The sequence below is a fragment of the Nisaea acidiphila genome (assembly GCF_024662015.1).
Taxonomy (GTDB): Bacteria; Pseudomonadota; Alphaproteobacteria; order Thalassobaculales; family Thalassobaculaceae; genus Nisaea; species Nisaea acidiphila.
The window spans coordinates 2,408,153-2,431,280 of sequence record NZ_CP102480.1; the positions used below are offsets into that span (position 1 = coordinate 2,408,153).

17 protein-coding genes are annotated in these 23,128 nt (G+C 64.2%); 9 read left to right on the forward strand and 8 right to left on the reverse strand.

From position 1 onward, the window contains the following. The first annotated feature begins 53 nt into the window (after positions 1-53). A complete protein-coding gene (locus tag NUH88_RS11100; protein ID WP_257766475.1) occupies positions 54-2,381 on the forward strand; it encodes a peptidoglycan-binding protein in 2,328 nt (775 codons plus the stop codon). A gap of 7 nt (positions 2,382-2,388) precedes the next feature. Here NUH88_RS11100 and NUH88_RS11105 read toward each other — a convergent pair whose 3' ends face one another. From NUH88_RS11105 to NUH88_RS11115, 3 genes are read right to left on the reverse strand one after another with little or no spacing between them, the layout of a single operon-like run. Continuing rightward, entirely contained in the window at positions 2,389-3,267 is an 879-nt protein-coding gene (locus NUH88_RS11105; protein WP_257766476.1) for a 4-(cytidine 5'-diphospho)-2-C-methyl-D-erythritol kinase, read from the reverse strand. Then, positions 3,260-4,990 carry a tetratricopeptide repeat protein gene (locus tag NUH88_RS11110; RefSeq protein WP_257766477.1) on the reverse strand — a complete coding sequence of 577 codons (1,731 nt, stop codon included), beginning with the start codon at positions 4,988-4,990 and terminating at the stop codon, positions 3,260-3,262. The genes NUH88_RS11105 and NUH88_RS11110 overlap by 8 nt, the downstream gene beginning before the upstream one ends. Positions 4,991-5,049: 59 nt before the next feature. Then, the gene (locus NUH88_RS11115) at positions 5,050-6,684 is read right to left on the reverse strand and encodes an electron transfer flavoprotein-ubiquinone oxidoreductase (protein WP_257766478.1); all 1,635 of its coding nucleotides are present in this window, start codon (positions 6,682-6,684) and stop codon (positions 5,050-5,052) included. A gap of 111 nt (positions 6,685-6,795) precedes the next feature. On the opposite strand from NUH88_RS11115, the gene NUH88_RS11120 reads away from it, so the two are divergent. From NUH88_RS11120 to moaB, 3 genes are all read left to right on the forward strand, one after another. Then, positions 6,796-7,632, forward strand: a complete 837-nt coding sequence (locus tag NUH88_RS11120; protein ID WP_257766479.1) for a uracil-DNA glycosylase — start codon at positions 6,796-6,798, stop codon at positions 7,630-7,632. A 336-nt stretch (positions 7,633-7,968) separates the two neighbouring features. Further along, positions 7,969-9,735: a lytic transglycosylase domain-containing protein gene (locus NUH88_RS11125; RefSeq protein ID WP_257766480.1), complete on the forward strand. Its 1,767-nt coding sequence runs from the start codon at positions 7,969-7,971 to the stop codon at positions 9,733-9,735. Then, the gene (moaB, locus tag NUH88_RS11130; RefSeq protein WP_257766481.1) at positions 9,722-10,273 is read left to right on the forward strand and encodes a molybdenum cofactor biosynthesis protein B; all 552 of its coding nucleotides are present in this window, start codon (positions 9,722-9,724) and stop codon (positions 10,271-10,273) included. The genes NUH88_RS11125 and moaB overlap by 14 nt, the downstream gene beginning before the upstream one ends. Here the strand turns inward: moaB and NUH88_RS11135 are convergent. Then, complete coding sequence (locus NUH88_RS11135; protein ID WP_257766482.1) at positions 10,255-10,848, reverse strand: TIGR04282 family arsenosugar biosynthesis glycosyltransferase; 594 nt, start codon at positions 10,846-10,848, stop codon at positions 10,255-10,257. The genes moaB and NUH88_RS11135 overlap by 19 nt on opposite strands. Positions 10,849-10,851: 3 nt before the next feature. Beyond that, positions 10,852-11,646 (reverse strand): TIGR04283 family arsenosugar biosynthesis glycosyltransferase, encoded by a 795-nt coding sequence (locus NUH88_RS11140; protein ID WP_257766483.1) that lies wholly within the window; start codon positions 11,644-11,646, stop codon positions 10,852-10,854. A gap of 111 nt (positions 11,647-11,757) precedes the next feature. Here NUH88_RS11140 and NUH88_RS11145 point away from each other — a divergent pair, with 111 nt between their 5' ends. The 3 genes from NUH88_RS11145 (at position 11,758) to NUH88_RS11155 (ending at position 14,244) form a co-directional block, all read left to right on the forward strand. Continuing rightward, a complete protein-coding gene (locus NUH88_RS11145; protein ID WP_257766484.1) occupies positions 11,758-12,816 on the forward strand; it encodes a phosphotransferase in 1,059 nt (352 codons plus the stop codon). A gap of 34 nt (positions 12,817-12,850) precedes the next feature. Then, positions 12,851-13,060, forward strand: a complete 210-nt coding sequence (locus NUH88_RS11150; RefSeq protein ID WP_257766485.1) for a DUF4169 family protein — start codon at positions 12,851-12,853, stop codon at positions 13,058-13,060. A gap of 62 nt (positions 13,061-13,122) precedes the next feature. Then, a complete protein-coding gene (locus NUH88_RS11155; RefSeq protein WP_257766486.1) occupies positions 13,123-14,244 on the forward strand; it encodes a PA0069 family radical SAM protein in 1,122 nt (373 codons plus the stop codon). A gap of 6 nt (positions 14,245-14,250) precedes the next feature. Here NUH88_RS11155 and NUH88_RS11160 read toward each other — a convergent pair whose 3' ends face one another. Continuing rightward, complete coding sequence (locus tag NUH88_RS11160) at positions 14,251-14,847, reverse strand: LysE family translocator (protein WP_257766487.1); 597 nt, start codon at positions 14,845-14,847, stop codon at positions 14,251-14,253. A gap of 267 nt (positions 14,848-15,114) precedes the next feature. On the opposite strand from NUH88_RS11160, the gene rnhB reads away from it, so the two are divergent. Both rnhB and NUH88_RS11170 read left to right on the forward strand, forming a co-directional pair. Continuing rightward, positions 15,115-15,756 (forward strand): ribonuclease HII, encoded by a 642-nt coding sequence (rnhB, locus tag NUH88_RS11165; RefSeq protein ID WP_257766488.1) that lies wholly within the window; start codon positions 15,115-15,117, stop codon positions 15,754-15,756. 147 nt (positions 15,757-15,903) lie between these two features. After that, a complete protein-coding gene (locus NUH88_RS11170; RefSeq protein WP_257766489.1) occupies positions 15,904-16,992 on the forward strand; it encodes a site-specific DNA-methyltransferase in 1,089 nt (362 codons plus the stop codon). On the opposite strand, the gene NUH88_RS11175 is transcribed toward NUH88_RS11170, so the two are convergent. Both NUH88_RS11175 and NUH88_RS11180 read right to left on the reverse strand, forming a co-directional pair. Next, the gene (locus NUH88_RS11175; protein WP_257766490.1) at positions 16,958-18,250 is read right to left on the reverse strand and encodes an MFS transporter; all 1,293 of its coding nucleotides are present in this window, start codon (positions 18,248-18,250) and stop codon (positions 16,958-16,960) included. The two genes, NUH88_RS11170 and NUH88_RS11175, sit on opposite strands and share 35 nt — an antisense overlap. 16 nt (positions 18,251-18,266) lie before the next feature. Then, positions 18,267-23,126 carry an NAD-glutamate dehydrogenase gene (locus NUH88_RS11180; protein WP_257766491.1) on the reverse strand — a complete coding sequence of 1,620 codons (4,860 nt, stop codon included), beginning with the start codon at positions 23,124-23,126 and terminating at the stop codon, positions 18,267-18,269. Positions 23,127-23,128: the final 2 nt, after the last annotated feature.

Genomic DNA, 23,128 nt, shown 5'->3' on the forward strand with positions numbered 1-23,128 from the left:
ATTGATCTGATCACTACTCATGTGCCTGTCGATTGTGAACCTGAGGAGTGCCGGTGGCACGAAAGGCGACAACCTGGAGCGTGAAGGGCATCGAGGAAGATGTCCGCGACATCGCACGCGCCGCAGCGGAACGGGACGATCAGACGATCGGCTCCTGGATCGACCACGCCATCAGGGTTCACGGCGGTCAGCGTCCTCGGGACGAAAGCCCTGACACTGCGGAAACAGGCTCCCCTCCGGAGCGTATCCTCGCCGAAAGCCAGTCGTCCCCGACGCCCCCGCAAGCGGATATCGGCGCGCTGCTCGATATCATAGACGGTGAACTCGACGCATCCTCTCACAGACTGAACACCGCACTGCGCCCGATGGGACTGGCTCTGCTCGATCTGGCCGAGCGTATGGTCGCGCTCGAACGCGCGGATCCCGGACCCAGTGCAAGCCAAGCCCGGATTGCGTACGAGCCTGATGCGGACGAAAGTTCCGATACCACGCCCGAAGAGGAATTCGACGACGACTTCGGCCCCGAGGCGCCGCCGGACGCGGATATAGCCGATCTCAATGCTCTGAGCGCGCCGATCCCGCAGCCTCCTTCGCGCGAACGGGACGACGAGTTTCCCCCGGAGCCGCTGCACGATCTGGATGAAGGTCTCGACGATCTCGACATGCCGATGGTCGCGGCAGAAAGCTCCGGACAGTCGGATCGCGCGCGGGAGATCGATCGGCGCCTGCGGGCGCTGGCCGGCGTGGTGGACGCGGTAGAGACCGATCCGCCGCCGCCCACGGGAGACCTCGGCCCGACCGAGTTCGACCTGGAACCACCGGCGGAAATCCCGGCAGCGGGAGCGCCGGATCTCCCCAAGGCTTTTCGGGGCGTACAGCAAAGCGGATACGAGTCTCACCCGGGAGAGGCCGCAGCGGAGACGGTTCGCATGCCTCGCCGGGCGCGCCGGGGCCGCGTGCGCAAGGTTCTTCTCGCCGCATCGATCATTCTCGCAGTGACGGCAGGAGGCCTCTATGCAACCGCGGACCGCATCGGTCTCGGGCCGCTCCGCATGGAAATCGACAGAAGAGTGCAGCCGGCGATCGAGCTGGCCGCGTACGAGGCCGCCCATTTCTGGGAAAGTGCCGGCGATATCCTAAAGCCCCTGAGAGCGCAGCTCGAGGCCATATTGTTCGGCCCGGAAACTCCGGACGAGATGCGGAAGGCCGGGGAACCATCCGAACAGGCACGTCCCGAGCAGCCCGGCCCGCCGAGCATGCCCGAAACCGTGACGCCCATGCCGGAGGCGGAACCTGAGCAGGCGTCGAGCCCTGCAAAAGATCCCGTGACGACAGCCGAAATTCCGGCGACCGAACCTGCGACGCCCGCCAGCGAACCCGCGCCTGCCGAAACGGAACCGGCGCCGCCGGAACCGCAGACCGCGGCGGAGATCGCGCCCGAGCCTGCGCCGTCCGCGCCGGTGCCTGTCCCGGAAGCAGCTCCGGCGGAGACGGTGACCGAAGTGGCTCCGCCCGCGGCTCCGGTGCTTCCGCCCAAACCCGCCGAGCCCGCGACCACCGCCACGCCGTCCGGCGGTCAGATCGCAGCTCTGCCGCCGTCCGGCGTGCCCGCGACGGGATCCGGACGGGAAGAGCTGCTGCAGCGGGCCGAGGCGGGGGACGCGACCGCGCAGCACGATCTCGCGATCCTCAATCTGACCGGCAAGGGCGGTCCGAAGGATGTTGTGCGCGCCGCCGAGCTGTTGCGGGAAGCTGCTATTCAGGGACTTGCAAGCGCGCAATACAATCTCGCGGTGCTCTATGAGACCGGTCAGGGCGTGCGCAAGGACGATGTCCGCGCGCTGCTCTGGTATCACAGCGCCGCCGAACAGGGACATCCGAACGCGCAGTACAATCTCGGCGTGATGTATGCAGAAGGCCGCGGGATTCCGCTCAATTTCGAGGAGGCGGCCCGCTGGTTCCGCGCTGCCGCGAACCAGGGGCTGGGCCGAGCGCTTTACAATCTCGCGGTGATGACCGACGAGGGTCTCGGAGTCACACAGGACAAGACGGCGGCGCTCGAACTCTACCGGGCCGCAGCGGGGGCCGGCGACGAGCGGGCGATCGAGCTGTTGGCGGGAAGCGGCGACGGCGGATCCGAGGCGGGCTCGCCCCTCAGCGGTGCCGAGGGCGTGCAGATCGTAACCGCGACACCGGCAAGTCTGGTTGCGGATATCCAGGCCGAACTCGCGCGCCTTGAATTCTATGAGGGCCGTCTCGACGGGCTGATGGGCCCCAAGACCCGTGCCGCGATCCGCGCCTTCCAGAAATCCCAGTCGGTCTCCGAGACCGGCGAGGCGAGTCCGGAGCTGCTCCGGCAGCTGAAGGGCGCGGCTCCCTGAAGCGGCGTCAGGCGACGCTTTCCAGCTCGCCCGCCTCCCAGTTTCTCAGCATCCCGGCATGCAGCCACCAGTCCGGGTGGACCGCTGTGATCTCCGCGGCTGCCCGGTCCCGTGCGGTTTCGTCCGAGAACAGCGCGAAACAGGTCGCGCCGCTGCCGGACAGTCCGACTGCACGTGGCGATGTCAGTCCGCGCAGGACATCAAGGACTTCACCGACCTCCCGCGCCACCTTGCGCGCCGGCATCTCCAGATCGTTCCGTTCTTCCTCTGCAGATAGTGCTGCGAAGCCGTCTGAGAGTGGCCCGGCCCCGAGCACAGTGAAGACGGCTCCGGTAGGCACCGCCACGCCTGGATTGACCAGCAGCACCGGCTGTTCTGGAAAGTCCTCGCGCGGAGGATCAAGCTTCGTTCCGGTTCCGCGCATTGTGCGGGACACCGGCTCCAGGCACACAGGCACATCTGCGCCGAGCGTCGCAGCAATGGCCTGGATACGCGGATTCATCGGATCGCAGTTCGCAAAGCGGGCAAGATGGCGCAGCATCGCGGCTGCGTCCGCCGAGCCGCCACCGAGGCCGGCCGCAACCGGAATGTGCTTCTTGAGGGAGATCCGTAGCGGCGCAAGGCTGGGAAACGCTTCCCGAAAGCGGGCGACGGCGCGGAGGATCAGGTTGTCCGGCTCCAGCGTCCCAGCGAACGGTCCCGAGAGATCGAGGGTGTCCTTCTCGCCGGCCCGGGCGGGGCCGACGACGATCCTGTCATGCAGATCGGCGAAAGCGACGCGGCTGATCAGCTCGTGGTATCCGTCCTGGCGGCGACCGAGGACCCGGAGACTGAGATTTACCTTCGCCGGGGCCAGCAGCAGACGCGCGTCGGAACGCTCAGCCATTTCCCGGCGCGGGTGCCTTGCTCCCGCCGACGAGACCGCCTTGGAGCTTACGCTCGATCTCTGCCGCCAGACCGGGCTCGGGTCCCATCTCCAGGGAGCGGCGCCATTGGTAAGTCGCTTCCAGGCGGCGGCCGACGCGCCAGTAGGCGTCGCCGAGATGGTCGTTGATCACCGCATCTCCCGGCCGGAGCTGAACCGCGCGTTCCAGATGCGGCACGGCCTCGTCATATTGGCCCGTTCGGTAGAGGACCCAGCCAAGGCTGTCGACGATATATCCGTCGTTCGGCCGCTGCTTCACGGCACGCTCGATCAAAGACTGCGCCTCTGCGAGATTACGGCCCTGCTCCACCCAGGAATAGCCGAGATAGTTCATCACATAGGGTTGCTCGGGGGAGAGCTCCAGCGCTTTCAGGAAATCCTTCTCCGCCCGTTCCCAGCGCTTGGCCCGTTCCAGCGCAATGCCGCGCGTGTAGTAGAGCGTCCAGTCGTCCTCGGCCGCCGCGCCCAGTTTTTTAAAGGCGGCGTCATAGGCATTGATGGCCTCGCCCCAGCGTTCGTCGGTGCGCAATGTGTCCGCCAGCCGGACCAGCACGGTGCCGTTATCCGGATAGGCCTTCGCGAGAGCCTTCAGCTCGGATAGCGCTCCCGCCTTTTCGTCGAGCGCATCGAGTGCCGCCGCGGTCCGCAGGCCGGCCATCATGTGATAGATCGAGTCCCGGCCGATCCTCCGATAAATCGCAAGCGCGTCGCCGTGCCGGCCCCGGTCGTCGAGAATTTCGCCGACCAGCAGGCTCGCGAGCGGAAAATCCGGCCGCATATAGAGAGCGAGCTGAGCATAGATCAGAGCGATCTCGCTTCCACGGTCGCGTTGCAGTGCGCTGGCAATATCGAACAGCGCCTCGGCAACGCCGTCCGACGCCGAGGAAACAAGCCCCTTGGCTTTCCCTCCGGTCAGAGCGGCGGCGAGCGCGGCATCGATCGCGGCGCGGTTCTGGTCGGTGAAATCGCCGCCCGACAGAATCTCGCGGGCCTGCGCCTCGCGGCCAAGCTGGGCGTAATGAAGCGCGGCTCCGATTCGCAGGCGCGCCGGAGGACGGTCGATGGCCGAAAGTGCCGCTTGGAACGCCGTGTCGAGAGCCTCCGCATCGCCCTTCAGCGCGGCGATATAGCCAGCATGAAGGTCGGCCAGCAGGACGAATCCGCCTTGCTTGCGGATTGCGTCGAGGTGGATCTCCGTCAACTCCCAGTTTCCGCTCCCGGCCTCGACCCAAGCCAGGAGAAGCGGCCGCAGAATTTGGGTCAGCCGCGACTCCTCCACGGCTTCAAGCTGGCGGCGGGCGGTGTCGTAGTCGCTGTCCTTCAGGGCCGCCAGGGCGAGAACGAGGCGCCCGAAGGCGTAACCGCTCTGCCGCCCGACAAGATCCGCCGCCATCGTGATCGCAGCGTCGGTCTGGCCGTCTGAGATGCGGGCAAGGAAGGTTCTCTGGGTCAGACCCGGGTTTCCCGGATCGGCCTCGAGCACCGCGCTGAAATTCTGCGCCGCGGCACCGAGATCGCTGCTTCGATAGGCGTGCAGGGCCTTCAGATAATCGCCTGAGGTCGTGTCGCGCGTCGGAACTTCCGGGAGATCTCCGCCACCGCCTGTCGCGGCGCAGGCAGAGAGCATCGCCGCCGCCAGAACCGCGCAGATGCGGCGTCCGTTTCGCGAAGCGAACGATTTCATGGGGCGGCCCCCTCTCTCTTCCGGAAGTCAGTCGTCAAAGGCATCGGGCGTCGGTTTGCTTACATGTTCGGGTAGTTGGGTCCGCCTCCGCCTTCGGGAACCACCCAATTGATGTTCTGGGTCGGATCCTTGATGTCGCAGGTTTTGCAATGGACACAGTTCTGCGCGTTGATCTGCAGGCGCGGATTGGTGCCGTCATCGTCGCGCACGATCTCATAGACGCCGGCCGGGCAATAGCGCTGCTCCGGCGCGTCGTAGAGTGCGAGATTGTGTTCCACCGGGACCGACGGGTCCTTCAGCGTCAGATGCGCCGGCTGGTTTTCCTCGTGGTTGGTGTTGGAGAGGAAGACCGAGGAAAGCCGGTCGAAGCTTACTTTCCCGTCCGGGCGCGGATAGGTGATCTTCTCGCAATGATCAGCCGGCTTCAGGCATTCGTGGTCATGATGGTGATGCAGGGTCCAGGGGCTCTTACCCTTGAACAGGGTCTCGAAACCGGCATTGGCCATCCCCATCAGGAAGCCGGCCTTGAAGCCCGGGCGGATATTGCGCACCGCCTTCAGCTCGTCCCAGACCCAGCTGTTTTCCATGCGGGCGCGGTAGTCGGCGATCTCCATGCCGGCGCCGGCGCCGTCCTTCATGGCATCGTACAGCGCTTCGGCGGCGGTCATGCCGGATTTCATCGCGGTGTGCGAGCCTTTGATCTTCGGCACGTTCAGGAAGCCCGCCGAACACCCGAGGATGGCACCGCCCGGGAAGGTGATTTTCGGGATCGACTGGAAACCGCCCTCGTTGATCGCGCGCGCACCGTAGGAGATACGCCGGCCACCCTCGAAGAAGTGCCGGATCTTCGGATGCGTCTTGTAGCGCTGGAATTCCTCGAACGGGCTCAGATGCGGGTTCTCGTAATCGAGGCCGATGACGTAGCCGACCGCCACCTGACAGTTTTCCAGGTGATAGAGGAAGGAGCCGCCATAAGTGCCGCTGTCCATCGGCCAGCCGACCGTATGGACCACGAGGCCCTGCTGGTGCACGGCCGGATCGACCTCCCAGAGTTCCTTGATGCCGATGCCGTAGGTCTGCGGGTCGACGCCGTCGCGGAGACCGAAACGCTCGAACAGGGTCTTGGTCAGCGAGCCGCGCACGCCCTCGGCGAAGAGGGTCTGCTTGGCATGCAGCTCGATCCCCTGAGTGTAGTTGGCCGTCTGCTCTCCGTCCTTGCCGATGCCCATGTCGCCGGTCGCGACGCCGCGCACGGCGCCGTTCTCGTCATAGAGCACCTCGGCGGCGGCGAAGCCCGGATAGATCTCGACGCCCATCCCTTCGGCCTGTTCGGCCAGCCAGCGGCAGACATTGCCGAGGCTGATGATGTAATTGCCATGGTTGTTCATCTGCGGCGGGCAGGGCAATTGGTAGCCGCCGTTCCGCGTCAGATACATGAAGCGGTCCTGGGTGACCGGCGTGTTCAGCGGAGCGCCGCGTTCCTGCCAGTCCGGGAAAAGCTCCATCATGGCCCGCGGTTCCATCACCGCGCCGGACAGGATATGGGCGCCGACTTCGGAGCCTTTTTCGATTACGCAGACACTCAGATCCTGGCCATGCTGCTCACAGAGCTGACGCAACCGGATCGCGGCCGATAGGCCGGCAGGACCGGCCCCGACGATGACGACGTCGTATTCCATCGACTCGCGTTCCATGAACTTCTCCAAATCGTTTCTTACACAGGTTAGTGTCTTACTTGGCACAGCTCCCCGGTCCCGACAAGCGACGCGAGAGGGAGCGAGTCACGATTGAGAGATGAGGATCGCGTGAGCCTATCGTTGAACGAGACAGAACCGGCCCCGGAAGCTCTGCTCCAATTATATGTCGAGTGGGGCGCGGACGAGGCGATCTCCGAGGAGACGGCGGACTGGTTTGCTGCCGCCGGAAAAGCGGAGACGATCCGCCCGGTACCAGCAGATCCGCCACATGTTTCGATCTCGCAACAAACTCCCACGGCACCGGCGGAAGCGCCGAAACGCGCGCCGTCCGTGCCGGAACCGCCGTCGGACAAGGCGGCCCGGGCATTGGCCGGCACGGCGCAGACGCTGGAGGAATTGCGCGCCGCACTTGAGAGCCTGGAAGGATTTCCGCTCAAGGTTACGGCCACCAATCTGGTCTTCGGCGAGGGTGTCGAGCGTCCTGAAGTCATGTTCATCGGCGAGGCTCCGGGAGCGGACGAGGACCGGCAGGGCCGCCCTTTCGTCGGCGCGAGCGGGCGGCTGCTTGACCGGATGATGCAGTCGATCGGCCTCGACCGAGCGGAAAACGCCTACATCACCAATATCTTACCCTGGCGCCCGCCGGGGAACCGCGAGCCGACGCCGGCCGAGATCGCGACCTGCCTGCCTTTCATCCGGCGCCATATCGCGCTGGTGAAGCCGCGCCTTCTGGTCCCGGTCGGAGGCACCTCGGCGAAGACCTTGTTGGATCAGCGCCAGGGCATCATGAGGCTACGCGGACGGCAGTTCGAATACACCGATCCGGCGCTTGAAGCGCCGATACCGGCGGTTCCGTTTTTTCACCCAGCGTTCCTTCTCAGATCGGCGGGTCAGAAGGCCCTTGCATGGCGGGATCTATTGACAATTAAGCAAATTATTCAGTAATTTATGGAATCTTTTTCATTTAAATTGGTGAGAATTTACCGCCTTGGCGTGGTTAAAGAGTTATACCACGTAAGCAATTGAAATATATGAAGGTATTACCCTGTATTCAATCTTTACATCAAAATCCATATTTAAGTAGTTGTGGTGATTGGCGGGATGCAGTTACCCGAAATCGCTGCTTGAGATTGCCTTCTTCTTGCCCTACTTAGCGTGGTCATGAACAGAGCTGAGAAACCGACTCCGCAGCTTCGGAGGTGGCTCTCCGCCCACGCAGTCGCAGGTGCGATTCTGGGCATAGCCGCGGGAATATTAACCAATTTCGGATCTGCCGACGCTGTGGCGCGTGGCGACGCGTCCCTTTCGCGCGCGTCCTCTTATGGCGTTTTGGAGTCCGATTCGGTTGCGCCGCGCATTCGGTTCGACGTTATCGGCGAAAGAGACGTTGCCCGTTACCGCGAAATCTTCGAACTGCAGGACGACGGCAAATGGCGCGCGGCGGACAAACTGATCGCCGACCTCGATGACGACATGCTGATGGGGCACGTTCTTTATCAGCGTTACATGCACCCGACGGCCTATCGCTCCAAATACAAAGAGCTGAAGGACTGGATGGCGCTTTACGCGGATCATCCGGGCGCGCGCAGGATCTATCGGCTGGCCCTGAAGCGGAAGCCGGGCAACTGGAAAGCGCCTGCGCGTCCGCAGAAGGGGTATTTGACCGGCAGCGGCGCATCCCAGGTGAATGGCGCGGTCGAGCCGCAGCAGCACCTGTTCCGCAACGGTCCGAAAGTCTCCCGTCAGGGGCGTGCGGTGATCCGCGAGATCCGCCGCTTCGTTCGCAACGGTTATCCGACGGGCGGTCTGAAATATCTGAATTCGAAAGCGGGCAAGGGGCTCGGCAAAACGGATCGGGCGCATGCGCTGGCCGAAATTGCGCACGGCTATTTCGTCTTTAATGTGGATGAGAAGGCGATCCGCTACGCGAACGAGAGTCTGGAGCTTTCTGGCGACAAGATTCCGACGGCGCACTGGACGGCGGGCCTCGCGCTGTGGCGCCAGGGGAACTATGACGCCGCTTCAAGCCACTTCGAGTCCCTCGGACGCGCGCCGGACGTTTCCCGCTGGGTGAAAGCCGCCGGTGCCTATTGGGCCTCCCGGGCGCATCTCGCCGAACGCCGTCCGCGTCAGGCGACGCTCTGGCTCGCCCAGGCGGCGACCCATTCGGCCACTTTCTACGGCCTTCTCGCGCGCCGGGCGCTTGGCATCGACATGCCGCTCGACTGGACGCTGCCGGAACTGGACGCGGATACCAAGGACGTGCTCCTGAGCGCTCCGGGCGGCCGCCGTACCTTCGCGCTGCTGCAGGCCGGCCAGATGGACCTCGCGGAGAAGGAACTCCGCCGGCTCTATCCCAACCTTCCGGACTATATGCACGGCGCGATCATGACCATCGCGGCCGGCAACGGCATGCCGGGGCTTGCCATGCGGATCGCCGGCATTCTGCGGGCACGCGGCGACCGGCCCTATTACGCGGCCTTCTATCCGCTGCCGGACTGGCAGCTCGACTCCATCGCCGGGATCGACAAGGCCCTGATCTATGCGATTGCCCGCCAGGAATCGAAATTCAACGCCAATGCGCGCAGCGGACGGGGTGCCATCGGGGTGATGCAGATCATGCCGCGGACCGCCGCCTGGGTCGCGAACGACCGCAGCTTCCGCAGCCGCGACGGCCGCAAGGCGCTGATGGACCCGAACCTGAATCTCCGCCTCGGACAGGAATATGTCGGCCACCTGCTGAAGCAGGACAGCGTCAACGAGGGCCTGTTTCAGCTGCTCGCGGCCTACAATGCCGGACCGGGCACCTTGCGCAAATGGACCCGGAACGTCGATTTCAAGGAAGATCCGCTGCTCTTCATCGAGTCCATTCCGCGGCACGAAACGCGCGAGTTCATCGAGCGGGTTCTGACCAATCTCTGGATGTACCGTCTGCGCCTCGGCCAGCCGGCACCGTCGCTGGATCACATTGCCGCCGGGTCCTGGCCGCGCTATGAGTCGATCGACCTTTCAGAGAAGCCAGGCGACCCGAAGCATGCCCGGAATTGACGAGACCCGTCCTTTCGTTCCCGTCCATATCGCCGTCCTGACCGTCTCCGACACCCGCAGTCTGGAGACCGACCGTTCCGGCGACACGCTGGTCGAGCGCCTGACCGGCGCCGGCCACATCCTCGCCGACCGGAAGATCGTGACCGACGATATTCCGGCGATCTCTGATCAGCTGAAGAGCTGGATCGCGGATGACGGGATCGACGCGGTGATTTCAACCGGCGGAACCGGGCTCACCGGCCGGGATGTGACGCCGGAGGCCTTCAGGTCCGTCTTCGAAAAGGAGATCGAGGGCTTCGGGGAACTGTTCCGCTGGATCAGCTTCCAGAAGATCGGCACCTCGACGATCCAGTCCCGCGCCATCGCCGGCGTTGCGCGGGGAACCTATCTCTTCGCTCTTCCGGGCTCGACGGGTGCCTGCAAGGACGCCTGGGACGAGATTCTGAAGAACCAGCTCGATATCCGCTTCCGGCCCTGCAATTTCGTCGAGATCATGCCCCGCCTGCGCGAGCACGAACTCTACGGCCGCTCCGACTGAGCCGCCGCCGAGAGGTCGGCGCCGGTATCCACGTCCCGCAAGGTCCCGATCAAACCGATGCGCCGCCCGGCGGGAAATCCCCGCAGCGTGTCGGCGAGCGCATGTTCGGTCGACCAGCGGACCTCCCCGAAAGGGTTGCCCGCATAACGCGGCGAAAAGCCGACGAGCCAGTAGCCGCCATCCGCGGACGGACCGAAAACCGCGTCGCTTCGCCCGAGTTCCTTGAAGGCCGCCGAAATATGGCGCGGCTCTATGCCGGGAATATCGCTGCCGATCAGCACCGTCGGCCGGTCCTTGAAGGCATGCAGGGCGGCTCCCATGCGGCGCCCGAGATCGCCCCGGACCTGCTGGCGGAAGCCCCAGGGATTCGGCCAGGGCCAGCGCGCGGCATGGTGCGGCGTTCCGAAGACCCAGCAGTCCCAGAGCGCGTGCTTCCCGAGGCGCCGCAGCGTTTGGGCGAGATTGTGCCGGTACCAGCGGGTTGCGGGTCCGAGGCCTATATCGCGGGCGAGGCGGCTTTTCACCAGCCCGGCGCGCGGCGTTTTCGCAAACAGGATCAGGGTTCGGCGGGACATGGCTCAGCTGTAGATACGGGCGATCAGGCGCGGCGGAACGCGGCAGAAGAAGAGGGTGAGGCAGAAAAGGTTGCGCAGCGCCCGGCGCAGATAGCCGGATCGGACATAGCGCTCGGCCGAGGTGATCGCCTTCACGTCGAAAATGGCAAGGCGGCCTATGCCAATGCGGCGGATCATGTCGACATCCTCCATCAGCGGAATCTCCTTGAAGCCGCCGAGCCGGCGGTAAAAGCGCCGGTGGATCAGCAGGCCCTGATCACCATAAGGCAGGCCGAGCCAGCGGTTACGCCAGCGCACCATGGCCTCGAGGCGCCGTGCCGCCCGGCTGTCGTCGTCGAGTGCGAAGCTGAAGACCGCGGCTCGCTCCCGGTTGCGGTCGTTGCTGGCAAAGACCATGACAGTCGCCGCCCAGCCCCGGTCGAGCGCAGTGTCGCCATGCAGGAACAGCAGCCAGTCTCCCTTGGCCGCTCGGGCGCCGGCGGCGAGTTGCTGTCCGCGCCCTGGCGGCGCCTCGACGACCCGGGCGCCGCCTTCGAGGGCGATCTCCCTCGTTCGGTCTGTGGAGCCGCCATCGACGACAACGACCTCCGGCGTAAATCCGGAGCGAGCGGAGGTGGCAAGTGCGTCGAGCGTGCGCTGCAGACCGCGTGCCGCATTCAGACAGGGGATCACAACGCTCAGATTGAGATCCGGCGCGGGCGCGCCGAGCCGGCGGCCGTGTTCGTCGAGCGGCCCGAAGGCACCAGGAGGCGGTACGCGCCAGAGATCCTCTTCTTTCGATGCGCCGGACTTAACCAAGACTCGACCTTATTTTTCCGCAACTTCGCCCGCTGTGCTAACAGAGGGTCCGAGGGACGCTCCGCCGGTGACCGGCAGACCAGAATAGACCATTTAAGAGTTCTTGCGGCCATGACGACCGATCTCGATCTGCGCAATCTCCACGCAGAGCTGATGAAGCTCAATATCTTCCATGGGCTCGCTCTCGAAGATCTGATCAAGCTGCCGGCACGCGGCCTGACCCACGACCATGTCCTGCTCGGCGACCGGGCCTGGAAAGGCCGGCGCCTGCTTGCCCGGGTGCCGCGTCTGGCGCGGCGCGACATGACGCCGGAAGAAGCGCTTTTTCTTCAGGCGGAGAGTTTCCGCCGTGCGGCGCCCAGTCGGCACACGCCGGAGCTTCACTGGTTGCTCGACCCGTGTCCGCGGCTGCCGAACGGGGCGCTTGTCGTGGATGCGGTGGAGGGCAAGCCGGCGCAGCTTCCCCGTGACCTGCGCGAGATCGCAGAGACGCTCGCGAGCGTGCACCGGCTTCCGGTGCCGGAAAAGACGGCCCCGCTGCCCCGCGTGGTCCGACCGATCGAGGCATTGGTGGGATTGATCGAGGCGCAGGCCGAGTTTGTGCCCGCCCTTGTCGCGGGACGGGATGCCCGCGCGATCCTGGAAGAAGAGTGCAAATGGGCCCGGTCCTTTGCTGCCGAGCATGGCGAGACGCCGCTGCCGCCCACCTTGGTGCTGACCGACACCCATCCGGGCAATTACGTGCTGCAGAAGGATGGGCGGGCGATCTTCGTCGATATGGAGAAGACCCAGTATGGCAGCCCGGCGATCGATCTCGCCCATGCCTCGCTTCATACCTCGGTGACCTGGGATCCGGATGTGAGCGGAGAGGTTAGCCGCGACGATGTCGTGGAATTCTACGAAACCTACATGACGGCGGTACCGCCTTCGCTCGCGCGATCCCTTGAGCCCTGGCTGCTGCCGTTCCGGCGGCTGACCTGGCTCAGGACCACGACCTGGGGCTGCAAATGGTACGCGGAAAACGAGGCCCAGGTCTCGCGCAGCGGAGACGGACAGCGGGAACGGATGCTGAAAGGTGTGCTGGAGCGCTTGCGCGCGATGGTCCGGCGCGAGACCATGGAGCGGGTGCGCGGCGAGTGGCTGGGCCCCGACCGGCTGGAGCTGGAGTGAGCCCGGGCGGCATCAGGCAAATCCGGAGGCACGGATGAGCGCCAAGATAGTCAATCTGCGGCAGCACCGAAAACGCAAGGCCCGCGCGGACGAGGCGCGCAAGGCCGAGGAAAACCGCTCGAAATTCGGCCGGAGTCGAGCCGAGCGGGCGGAAGACGAGGCTGCCGCCACACGGCGCGAAAAGCAGGCGGAGCGCCTTGAGGAGCACCGCATCGGCGAAGAGGATCCCGACGGGGAAGCCTGATTGTTCTTGTTTTGTTCCATTCCTTGCTCTACCATCCGGACATGGTCGAGACAGAGCGACATATGCCGGATGCGGCGGATCCAGAGATCCTTTTCCGCACCCCCCTGAAGGGCCGGGGCGCCGTCACCAATCAGACCGGCCGGTTCGAACGGGAGCGGCGGGAAAGGGTGATTGGCGCCTGGCCGGGCGACAATCCGTTTCAGGGCAGCGCGGGAGACTGGGACAAGGAGGCGCGGCCGAAGACGGAGGTCTCGGTGGATGCCTCGCGCACCGTCATCGCCCGCAACCAGTCGCCCGACGTGCCCTTCGACCGCTCGATCAATCCCTATCGCGGCTGCGAGCATGGCTGCATCTACTGTTTCGCCCGCCCGACCCATGCCTATCTCGGTTACTCACCGGGTCTCGATTTCGAGACCAGGCTGCTCGCGAAGCCCGATGCCGCGGGTCTCTTGGATGCAGCGCTCCGAAAGCCCGGTTACCGCCCGGAAGTGATGGCGCTGGGCACCAACACGGATCCCTATCAGCCGATCGAGAAGGAGCGTGGGATCACCCGCGAGATCTTGCAGGTGCTCTCGGAGTTCGGCCATCCCCTCTCCATCGTCACCAAATCCGCCCTGGTGACCCGCGATATCGACATCCTGGCGCCGATGGCGGCACGGGGCCTCGCCTCTGTCGCGATCAGCATCACGACGCTCGACCGGGATCTCGCCCGGATCATGGAGCCGCGGGCGGCAACTCCCTCGCGCCGCCTCGATGCGGTGCATGCGCTGAGATCGGAAGGCGTTCCGGTGCACATGCTCGCCGCTCCGATCATCCCGGCGATCAATGATGGGGAGATCGAGGCGCTGGTCGAGGCGTCGGCGGAAGCGGGGGCGCGCGGGATGGGGCATATCCTTCTGAGGCTGCCTTTGGAAATCAAGGAGCTGTTCCTGGAATGGCTGGAGGAGCACTTCCCCGACCGGGCGGAGCGGGTCTATTCGCTGATCCGGCAGACGCGGGACGGAGCTCTCTACCGCGCCGAATGGGGCGAGCGCATGCGCGGGACAGGACCTTATGCAGCATTGATCCACCGCCGTTTCGAAGTGGCGAAGAAGCGTCTCGGCCTCGCCTCGAAATTTCCGCCGCTCCGGACCGATCGGTTCCGGGTACCGCCGCGCAAGGGCGATCAGTTAAGCCTGCTTTGAGAATCTTCAGGCGAGGAAGAGCGAGGAAAGCAGGAGCAGGGCGAGGGCGATATTCGCGATCCGGAGCCGCGTGCCCTGCAGCCAGCGGGAAAGACCCGCGCCGATCCCGGCCCAGGTGAAGCCGGAGATGATCACCGCGGCAAAGAACAGGATGCACATGACGGGCAGGCGCGCCGCGATCGCCGAAGATCCGTCCGCGAGGGCGCCGCCGAAGGTGGTGATGGCGCCGGCGGCGATCAGCCAGGCTTTCGGATTGACCCACTGGAACGCGGCCGCCTCGTGAAACCGCATCGGCCGCGCAGGCCGGCCGAGATTATCGGCGGAGCCGCCTGCGATCTTCCAGGCGAGATAGACGAGGAATGCCATGGAGGCATAGTGCAATGCTTCCAGAAGACCCGGCACCGCTTCCAGCAGGGACCAGAGGCCGAGCGCCACGGCTGAGATCATGACAGGGAAACCGATCGCCACACCGAGAATGTGCGGCACCGATCGCGCGATGCCGAAATTCACCCCGGACGTGGCGAAGAGCGTGTTGTTCGGACCGGGCGTGATGCTCAGTGTCAGCGCAAAGATGGCAAAGCCGGCAATCCAGTCTTCCAGCATGTCGATATCCCGGTAACAGCCTCGGCGATTATCTCGGCGCGGCGGCGTACCGGAGCAAGCCGAATCATGTCACCAATACAATATTTCGGGGGTAGCAATGGACTGGCACCTATCTGTAGCGCTCGGGCGGACCCTGATGTAAGTCTGGGTCGGAAATGGCGGCGGACCCGGGCTGTCCGGGTCGTGGTCCGCCCGGTAAACCTCATGAAACAAAAGGGTAAACCGGGTAGCTTCGAAAACCGCACTTTGTATCTCAGGAATGAGTTTTTGCCGGACCTGACACTCGAATTTGCCGCCGGGGCGGCGGCCGGAAGGAAGATTGCGGGGATCGACGAAGTCGGACGGGGGCCGCTCGCCGGACCGGTGGTCGCGGTCGCCGCCTGCATTCCGCCGGCGCTCTTCTCCGATTCCCTGATCGCAGAAGTGAACGACTCGAAAAAGCTCTCTCCGGCGAAGCGGGAGCTCATCGCCGCGCAGCTTCGCGAGGCGATCCCGCACGGCATCGGCCTTGTCGAGGTCGCGGAGATCGACCGCATCAACATCCTGCAGGCAACCTTCGCCGCGATGGAGCGCGCGGTCGAGATCCTGGCGGACAGGCTCGGCGCCATGCCGGATCATTGCCTGGTCGACGGCAATCGTCTGCCGAAGCTTCCGGTGCCGGCCGAGCCGGTGATCAAGGGAGACCAACGCTCGGCCAGCATCGCGGCGGCCTCGATCATCGCCAAGGTGCACCGGGACGGGATCATGGCGGCGCTTGCGGAACGGCACCCGGGTTATGGCTGGGAGCGCAATGCGGGCTATGGGACGGCGGAGCATCTGGCCGCGCTCGCAAAGCTCGGGGTGACGCCGCATCACCGCCGTTCCTTTCGGCCGGTCCGCGAAGCCGTTTCGATCGTTCCGGTTCCCTAGAGACGTGCGGATGGTCCACAGCTCACACAAGATCTTGTGTTTATCTCGTAAGTATTTGACTCTATTTAGTAAAAAGACATCGCTGTCTTGACGCGATTCCGCGAATACCGGAGACTCCGCCGATCTTTCCTTGGCACGGACGGAAAAATGACGGCGCAAATCAGGCTGCCGCTGGACCAGATTCTGGTCGGCGACTGCATCGAACAAATCAACAAACTGCCGGAGAATTCGGTGGATCTGGTCTTCGCGGATCCGCCCTACAATCTCCAGCTCCAGGGCGAACTCGTCCGTCCGAACAATTCCGTGGTCGACGCTGTGGACGATCATTGGGACCAGTTCGAGACGTTCCAGGCCTATGACCGCTTCACCCATGACTGGCTCCGGGCCGTGCGCCGCGTGCTGAAGGACGATGGCGGGCTCTGGGTGATCGGCAGCTATCACAATATCTTTCGTGTCGGCGCCGCTTTGCAGGATCTCGGCTTCTGGATCCTGAACGATGTCATCTGGCGCAAGACCAATCCGATGCCGAATTTCCGCGGCAAGCGCTTCACCAACGCGCACGAGACGCTGATCTGGTGTTCCAAGAGCGAGAAGAGCAAGCGCTACACCTTCAATTACGATGCGATGAAGGCGTTCAACGACGATCAGCAGATGCGCAGCGACTGGCTGCTGCCGCTCTGCACCGGTTCCGAGCGCCTGAAGGTCGATGGGCGCAAGGCGCATCCGACACAGAAGCCGGAAAGCCTGCTGGCCCGCGTGCTGCTCTCGACCTCGCAACCCGGCGACGTGGTGCTCGATCCGTTCTTCGGCTCCGGCACCACCGGTGCCGTGGCGAAAAAGCTCGGCCGCCGTTTCATCGGGATCGAGCGGGAGCAGGATTATGCTGAGATCGCGATGGACCGGATTGCCCGGGTCAAGCGGATCGAGGACGAGAGCCTGCTGAAGATCGAGAGCAAGCGGACCGAGCCGAGGGTGCCGTTCGGCAATATCGTCGAGCGCGGCATGCTGCGTCCGGGCGAGGTGCTGTTCGATCAGCGCAAGCGCTGGTTCGCCAAGGTACGGCCGGACGGCTCGCTCGTTTCCGATGCCGCCAAAGGCTCGATCCACTCCGTCGGTGCGGCGGTTCAGGGGGCGCCGGCCTGCAACGGATGGACCTTCTGGCATGTCGACCGCGGCGGCAACACGGTGCCGATCGACGTCTTCAGGCAGCAGGTCCGTGCGGAGATGCGGGCCTGACGAAGGCGAGCAGCGCGAGGCCGGCGATCCAGAACAGCAGGATCGTCGCCATGCCCCAGCGCTGGCTGTCGAACGCGACCGTGGCCCAGCCGAGCAGGGCGGGGCCCAGGAAACTCGTTGCTTTACCAGAGAGCGCGTAGAGGCCGAACATCTGTGCTCGCGCCGCTTCCGGCGCCATCTGCGTCAGCAGCGTGCGGCTCGCCGCCTGTGAGGGGCCGACGAAGATCCCGAGCGCCAGCGCAAAGATCCAGAACCAGGCCACCTCCTCCACCACGAGCACCGCGATCCCGAAACCGATCAGTCCGACGAGCGAGATCGCGATGGTCGGTTTCGGGCCGATCCAATCGTCGATCCAGGCGAAAAGGAAGGCGCCGATCCCGGCGGTCACATTGAGGGCGATACCGAACTGGATGATTTCGGCGAAGCTCATCCCGAAAGTGCCGGCCGCGTAAAGTCCGCCGAACTGGAAGAGCGTGGCGAGCCCGTCCGCGTAAAGCATGCGGGCGATCAGGAAGATCCAGATGTCCCGATGATGGCGCAGCGAGCAGAGCGTTCGCCAGAGAGTCCCCAGGCCCTCGCGGGCGGCTTGCAGCAGCGGTGCCGGCGTATGTTCGTCGTCCGGCACCCAGAGCAGCAGCGGCAGCGAGAAGATCACGAACCAGCCTGCCGCGAGCAGGGCGGTTGCGCGCACATGCTCCGCCTCCGCCTTGTCGAGCCCGAACGGCGGTGTCTCCGCCTGCACGAAACCGAGGAGCGCGATCAGCAAACAGACGATGGCGCCGAGATAGCCGAGCGCCCAGCCCCAGCCGCCGATACGGCCGAGCTTCCCTGGCGGCGCAATCCCGCCGAGCATTGCGTTGTAGAAGATGTTCGCGAACTCGGTGCCGATCAGCACCAGGCCGACCGCGACGAGGGCCAGCAGTGTGTCGCCGGGATCGGGATGGACGTACCAGAGCGCGCCCGCTGCGAGGATCGCCAGCAGCGAGAACCCGGCGATCCAGGGCTTCTTGGGGCCGGAACGGTCGGCGATCGCGCCCAGTACCGGCGCCAGGATCGCGACCGCGAGGCCGGCGATGGTCAGCGCCCGGCTCCAGAGCACGGTGCCCTCGACCTCGTCCCCGACCACACCGCGCGCGAAATAGGCCGAAAAGACGAAGGTGATGATCACCGTCGGCAGCGGCGAATTCGCCCAGTCGAAAAGGCACCAGGACATGGCCGCCCGCCGGCCGCCCGGCTGTCCTGCCTCCGGGGCACTCACCTCCGGTCCCGCCCCTCTAGTGAGCGAGCAGGGAGCGGAACTGGCCGTTGGCGACGGCCAGCATGGAAAGATCGACGCCGTCGGCCGCCCGCAGATCGGCGAGCAGGCGACTCATCCGCTCCGAGGCTTCTTTCCGCGAGTCCGTCCATTTGCCGATCAGCTTGGCGGCGGAAGCCTTCTTGGACTTGCCGCTTGCGCATTCCGCCAGCACGTTCTGGGCGAGTTGGAACTGGTGGTTATAGAGATCGTCGACCACGGCCGAGACCGCCATTTTCTGCCAGTGCGACTCGGCGACCACCTGGTCGGCCCGCTCCCGCAGCCAGTCGATGGAGAACTGGTTGCCGAGGGCGAAATAGACTTCCGCGACGCGCGGCACGGTCTCTCCGGTCTGCCGCGAGAGGCGGACGATGTCGCAGCCCGAGACCAGGATGTCGGCGCCGGCGACCCCGCGCGCGAGTTCCTTCGGCACTCCTGCGGCTTCATGTTTCGCGGCTTTCTTCGCGACGGCCTTGCGATGCGTGTCGGTCAGAACCTTGTCCAGACCCTGGGTCAGCTCCGCGATGCCCTCGATATAGGTACCGGTCAGGCTTTGCAGGTCGAGCGGACGGCGCTCGTTGCGCAGGAACCAGACGGCGGCCCTCTCCACCAGATGCTTGATGTCGAGCAGCATTTCCGTCTGCACCTCGGCGGAGACCTTGTTGTCGAGCGCCTCGACGGCGGACCAGAGCTGGCGGATCGCAAAGACGTCACGGGCCACGATATAGGCGCGGGCAATATCCGGCGAGCCGTCGCCGGTCTGCTCGCGTACCGCATTTACGAAGGTCGCGCCCACGCGGTTGATCATGCTGTTGGAGACGTAGGTTGCGATGATCTCGCGTTTCAGTCTGTGTTCCCGGATCACTTCCGACAGGCCTTTGTGCAGGCGCGCCGGGAAGTAGCGCACCAGATCTTCGGCCAGCATCGGATCGTCCGGCAGTTCCGATGGCAGAATCTCGTCGTATAGTTCCATCTTGGCATAGGCCAGAAGGACGGCGAGTTCCGGCCGGGTGAGGCCGCTTCCGGCCGCCATGCGCTCCGCCAGCGTTTCGTCGTCCGGCAGGAACTCGACATCCCGGTTTAGCTTCAGGTGGCTGCGTTCCAGCTCGCGGATCAGCCGGGTCTCGGCATCGAGCAGGGCAGTACCCTCGACCTGCGCCATGGTGAGTGCCTGGCTCTGGTCGTAATTGTCCTTCAGCACGAGATCGGCGACCTCGTCGGTCATCTCCTCCAGCAACTTGTCGCGTTGCTTGCGGGTCATGTCGCCTTCCGTGACCACTCCGCCAAGCAAGATCTTTATGTTCACCTCGTGGTCCGAGCAGTCCACGCCGGCGGAATTGTCGATCGCGTCGGTGTTGATCCGGCCGCCCTTCAGGGCAAACTCGATGCGGGCGCGTTGAGTGACGCCGAGATTGGCGCCCTCGCCGACGACCTTGGCTCCGACCTCGCTCGCATTGATGCGCAGCGCGTCGTTCGCGCGATCCCCGGCATCGAGATTGTTCTCGCCGCTCTCCTTGATGTAGGTGCCGATACCGCCGAACCAGAGCAGGTCGACCTTGGCCATGAGCATGGCGCGGATCAGGTCGTTCGGCGTGATCTTGTCGCCCTTGATGCCCAGAACTGATTTCATTTCGGCCGTGACGTCGATCGACTTGGCCGAGCGCGGATAGATGCCGCCGCCTTTGGAGATCAGCTTCTCGTCATAGTCGGTCCAGGCGCTGCGCGGCAGATCGAACAGCCTCTTTCGTTCGGCCCAGCTTTTCGCCGCATCGGGCGTCGGATCGAAGAATATGTGCATATGGTTGAACGCGCCGACCAGTTTGATGTGCTTCGAAAGCAGCATGCCGTTTCCGAACACGTCCCCGCTCATATCGCCTACACCGACCACCGAGAAATCGGTGGTCTGGATGTCCACGCCGATTTCCCGGAAATGCCTTTTCACGGATTCCCAGGCCCCCTTGGCGGTGATGCCCATCTTCTTGTGGTCGTAGCCGGCCGACCCACCCGAGGCGAAGGCGTCGTCGAGCCAGAAGCCGTAATCCTGGGAGACGCCGTTGGCGATGTCGGAGAAGGTCGCGGTGCCTTTGTCCGCGGCGACGACGAGATAGGGATCGTCCTCGTCGTGGCGCACGACTAGCTCGGGGGGAATGATATCCGCGCCGGAGATGTTGTCGGTGATGTCCAGCATCCCGCGCATCATCGTCTTGTAGCACTCGATCGCCTCGGCCTGCATTTCCTCGCGGGTGCCGTCGACGGGCGGGCGCTTGACCACGAAACCGCCTTTCGAGCCGACCGGCACGATAACGGCGTTCTTCACCTGCTGCGCCTTCATCAGACCGAGGATCTCGGTTCGGAAATCCTCGCGCCGGTCGGACCAGCGGATGCCACCACGGGCGACCCGGCCGCCGCGCAGATGGACCGCCTCGGCACGCGGCGAATAGACCCAGATCTCCACCAGCGGGCGCGGCAGCGGCAGATCGTCGATCGACTGGCTGTCGAGCTTGAAGGAGATGTACGGCTTTGGCGAACCGCTCTCGTCCGGCTGGTAATAGTTGGTGCGCATCGTGGACTGGATCAGGTTGAGATAGCGGCGAATGATCCGGTCCTGGTCGAGGTTGGCGACATTGTCGAGCGCAGCCTCGATCTCCGCGGTAATCCGCTCGCTTTCCGCGATCCGTTGCGAGTCTTCCACCGACGGGTCGAACCGCGCGTCGAAAAGCTGAGCTAGAAGCTGCGCGATCGCCGCATTCTCCGCCAGGGTTTCCTCCATGTAATCCTGTGAGAAGGTGAAGGCCGCCTGGCGGAGATACTTCGCATAGGCCCGCAGCATGGCGACTTCGCGCCAGGTCAGACCCGCCTGCAGCACGAGGATGTTGAACCCGTCATCCTCCATCTTGCCGGTCCAGACGGCTTCGAAAGCGTCGTGGAAGGGCCTGCGGATCTTCGCGACGTCCACCGCGCCGCTGCTCTTCATCTGCATCTCGAAATCGTGGATCCAGACGGCGTTGCCGAGAAACTTGGAGGAAACCTCGTAGGGCCGCTCGCTCAAGACCCGCACGCCCATATTCTCGATCATGGGCATGACGTCGGAGAGCGGAACCGGTGTGTCGCGGTGAAAGAATTTCAGGTGCAGCCTCCGGTCCTCGGAGCCGACGGGCCGGAAGAGGTTGATCGCCAGCCGTCCGTCGGAAAGCGTTTCCTCGATCCGGTCGATATCGAAGATCGCGCCTTGCGCCGAATAGTCCTCGCGGTAGGAGGACGGGAAGGCGTTGCGGTAACGGCGCAACAGCGCGTTCCCCCGCTCCTCTCCGCGGGCCTCTACAAGTGCCTGGTGCAGTTTGTCGGACCAGGAACGCGCGGCGTCGGCGAGCCGGTGTTCGAGCTCTTCCAGATCGACTTCGGGTACCGCACCTCGTTCCGTTTTGACAATGAAATGCAGCCGCGCCAGAACGGATTCCGAGACCTGCGTGTAGAAAGCCGTGATGCTGCCGTTGAACGCCTTGCCGAGAATGTCGGCGAAGCGTTCGCGGATGGGTGTGTTGTAATGGTCGCGCGGGACGAAAAGGATCGCCGAAATGAAGCGCTCGAACGGATCCGCCCGTATGAACAGGGCTGTCTTCTGGCGCTCCTGGAGATGGAGAATCCCGATCGAGGTGGTCAGCAGTTCGTCTTCGGTCGCCTGGAACAGCTCGTCGCGGGGATAGGTTTCCAGGATATTGAGCAGCGCTTTTCCGTTATGGCTGTCGGGGGCGAAGCCGGCGCGCGCGACAATGTGGCTGATCTTCTGCCGAAGCAGCGGAATGTCGGACGGACTCTGGTTATAGGCGACCGACGTGAACAGACCGATAAAACGGTGTTCCCCGGTCACCTTGCCATGATTGTCGATCTTTTTGACGATGATCGCGTCCATATGGACGGGACGATGGACCCGCGCCTTGTGATTGGCCTTCATGATCAGCAGCAGGTCTGGGCTTGTCAGGAACACGCGGACATCCTCGGGCAGCTCGCCGAGGTTGCGCAGCCCGTCGAACACACCGACTTCCGGAGACCGCAGGATGCCGAGACCGGAGCCGTCGACCACTTGCATCTTCGCGGTTTTTCCGCTGCCGACATAGTCGAGCTCGCGATATCCGAGGAAGGTGAAATGGTTGTCCTCGATCCACCGCAGGAAATCGACGACCTCGCTCACCTCTTCCCGATTATGAGGGGTTTCCCGTACGCCGATCTCGGTCACGACGTCGAGCACCTTTTCCCGCATCGTACGCCAGTCCTCGACGGACGACCGGACGTCCTGAAGCAGCGAATGCAGATCCTGCTCGATCCGCTCAAGCACCGTGGCGGAGGATTGCTCCGAGATGCGAAACTGCATGTAGGATTCCCGGAGCTCCCCGTTGCCCGGTGCTGCGCTATCAAGCACGCGTTCCAGCTCGCCTTTAGAGGAGCGTTCGACCGCGAAGATCGGGTGGATGACGAGGTGGACAGTCAGATCCTGCGAGTTCAGGGCCGTGGTTACAGAGTCCACGAGAAACGGCATGTCGTCGTTGACGATCTCGATCACCGTGTGCGGCGACTGCCAGCCGGTCGAATCGAAGCGGGGATTGTAGGCCCGGATCTTCGCTTTCCCGGGTTCGCGAAGTTTGCCGAATTCCCAGACCGAAAGCACGGCGCCGAGCAGGTCTTCAGGTTCTTCCGAGAGGATGTCCTGTGGCGCGACGTTCGCGTAGAACTGCCGGACGAAACTTTCGGCTTCCGCCTGTTTGTCTTTAGCGATCCGTTCCTGCAGATCTGCGATCAGCCTGTCGATCAGCTCTTGCTTCAGGGTGTGCAACTTATCGCGCATGC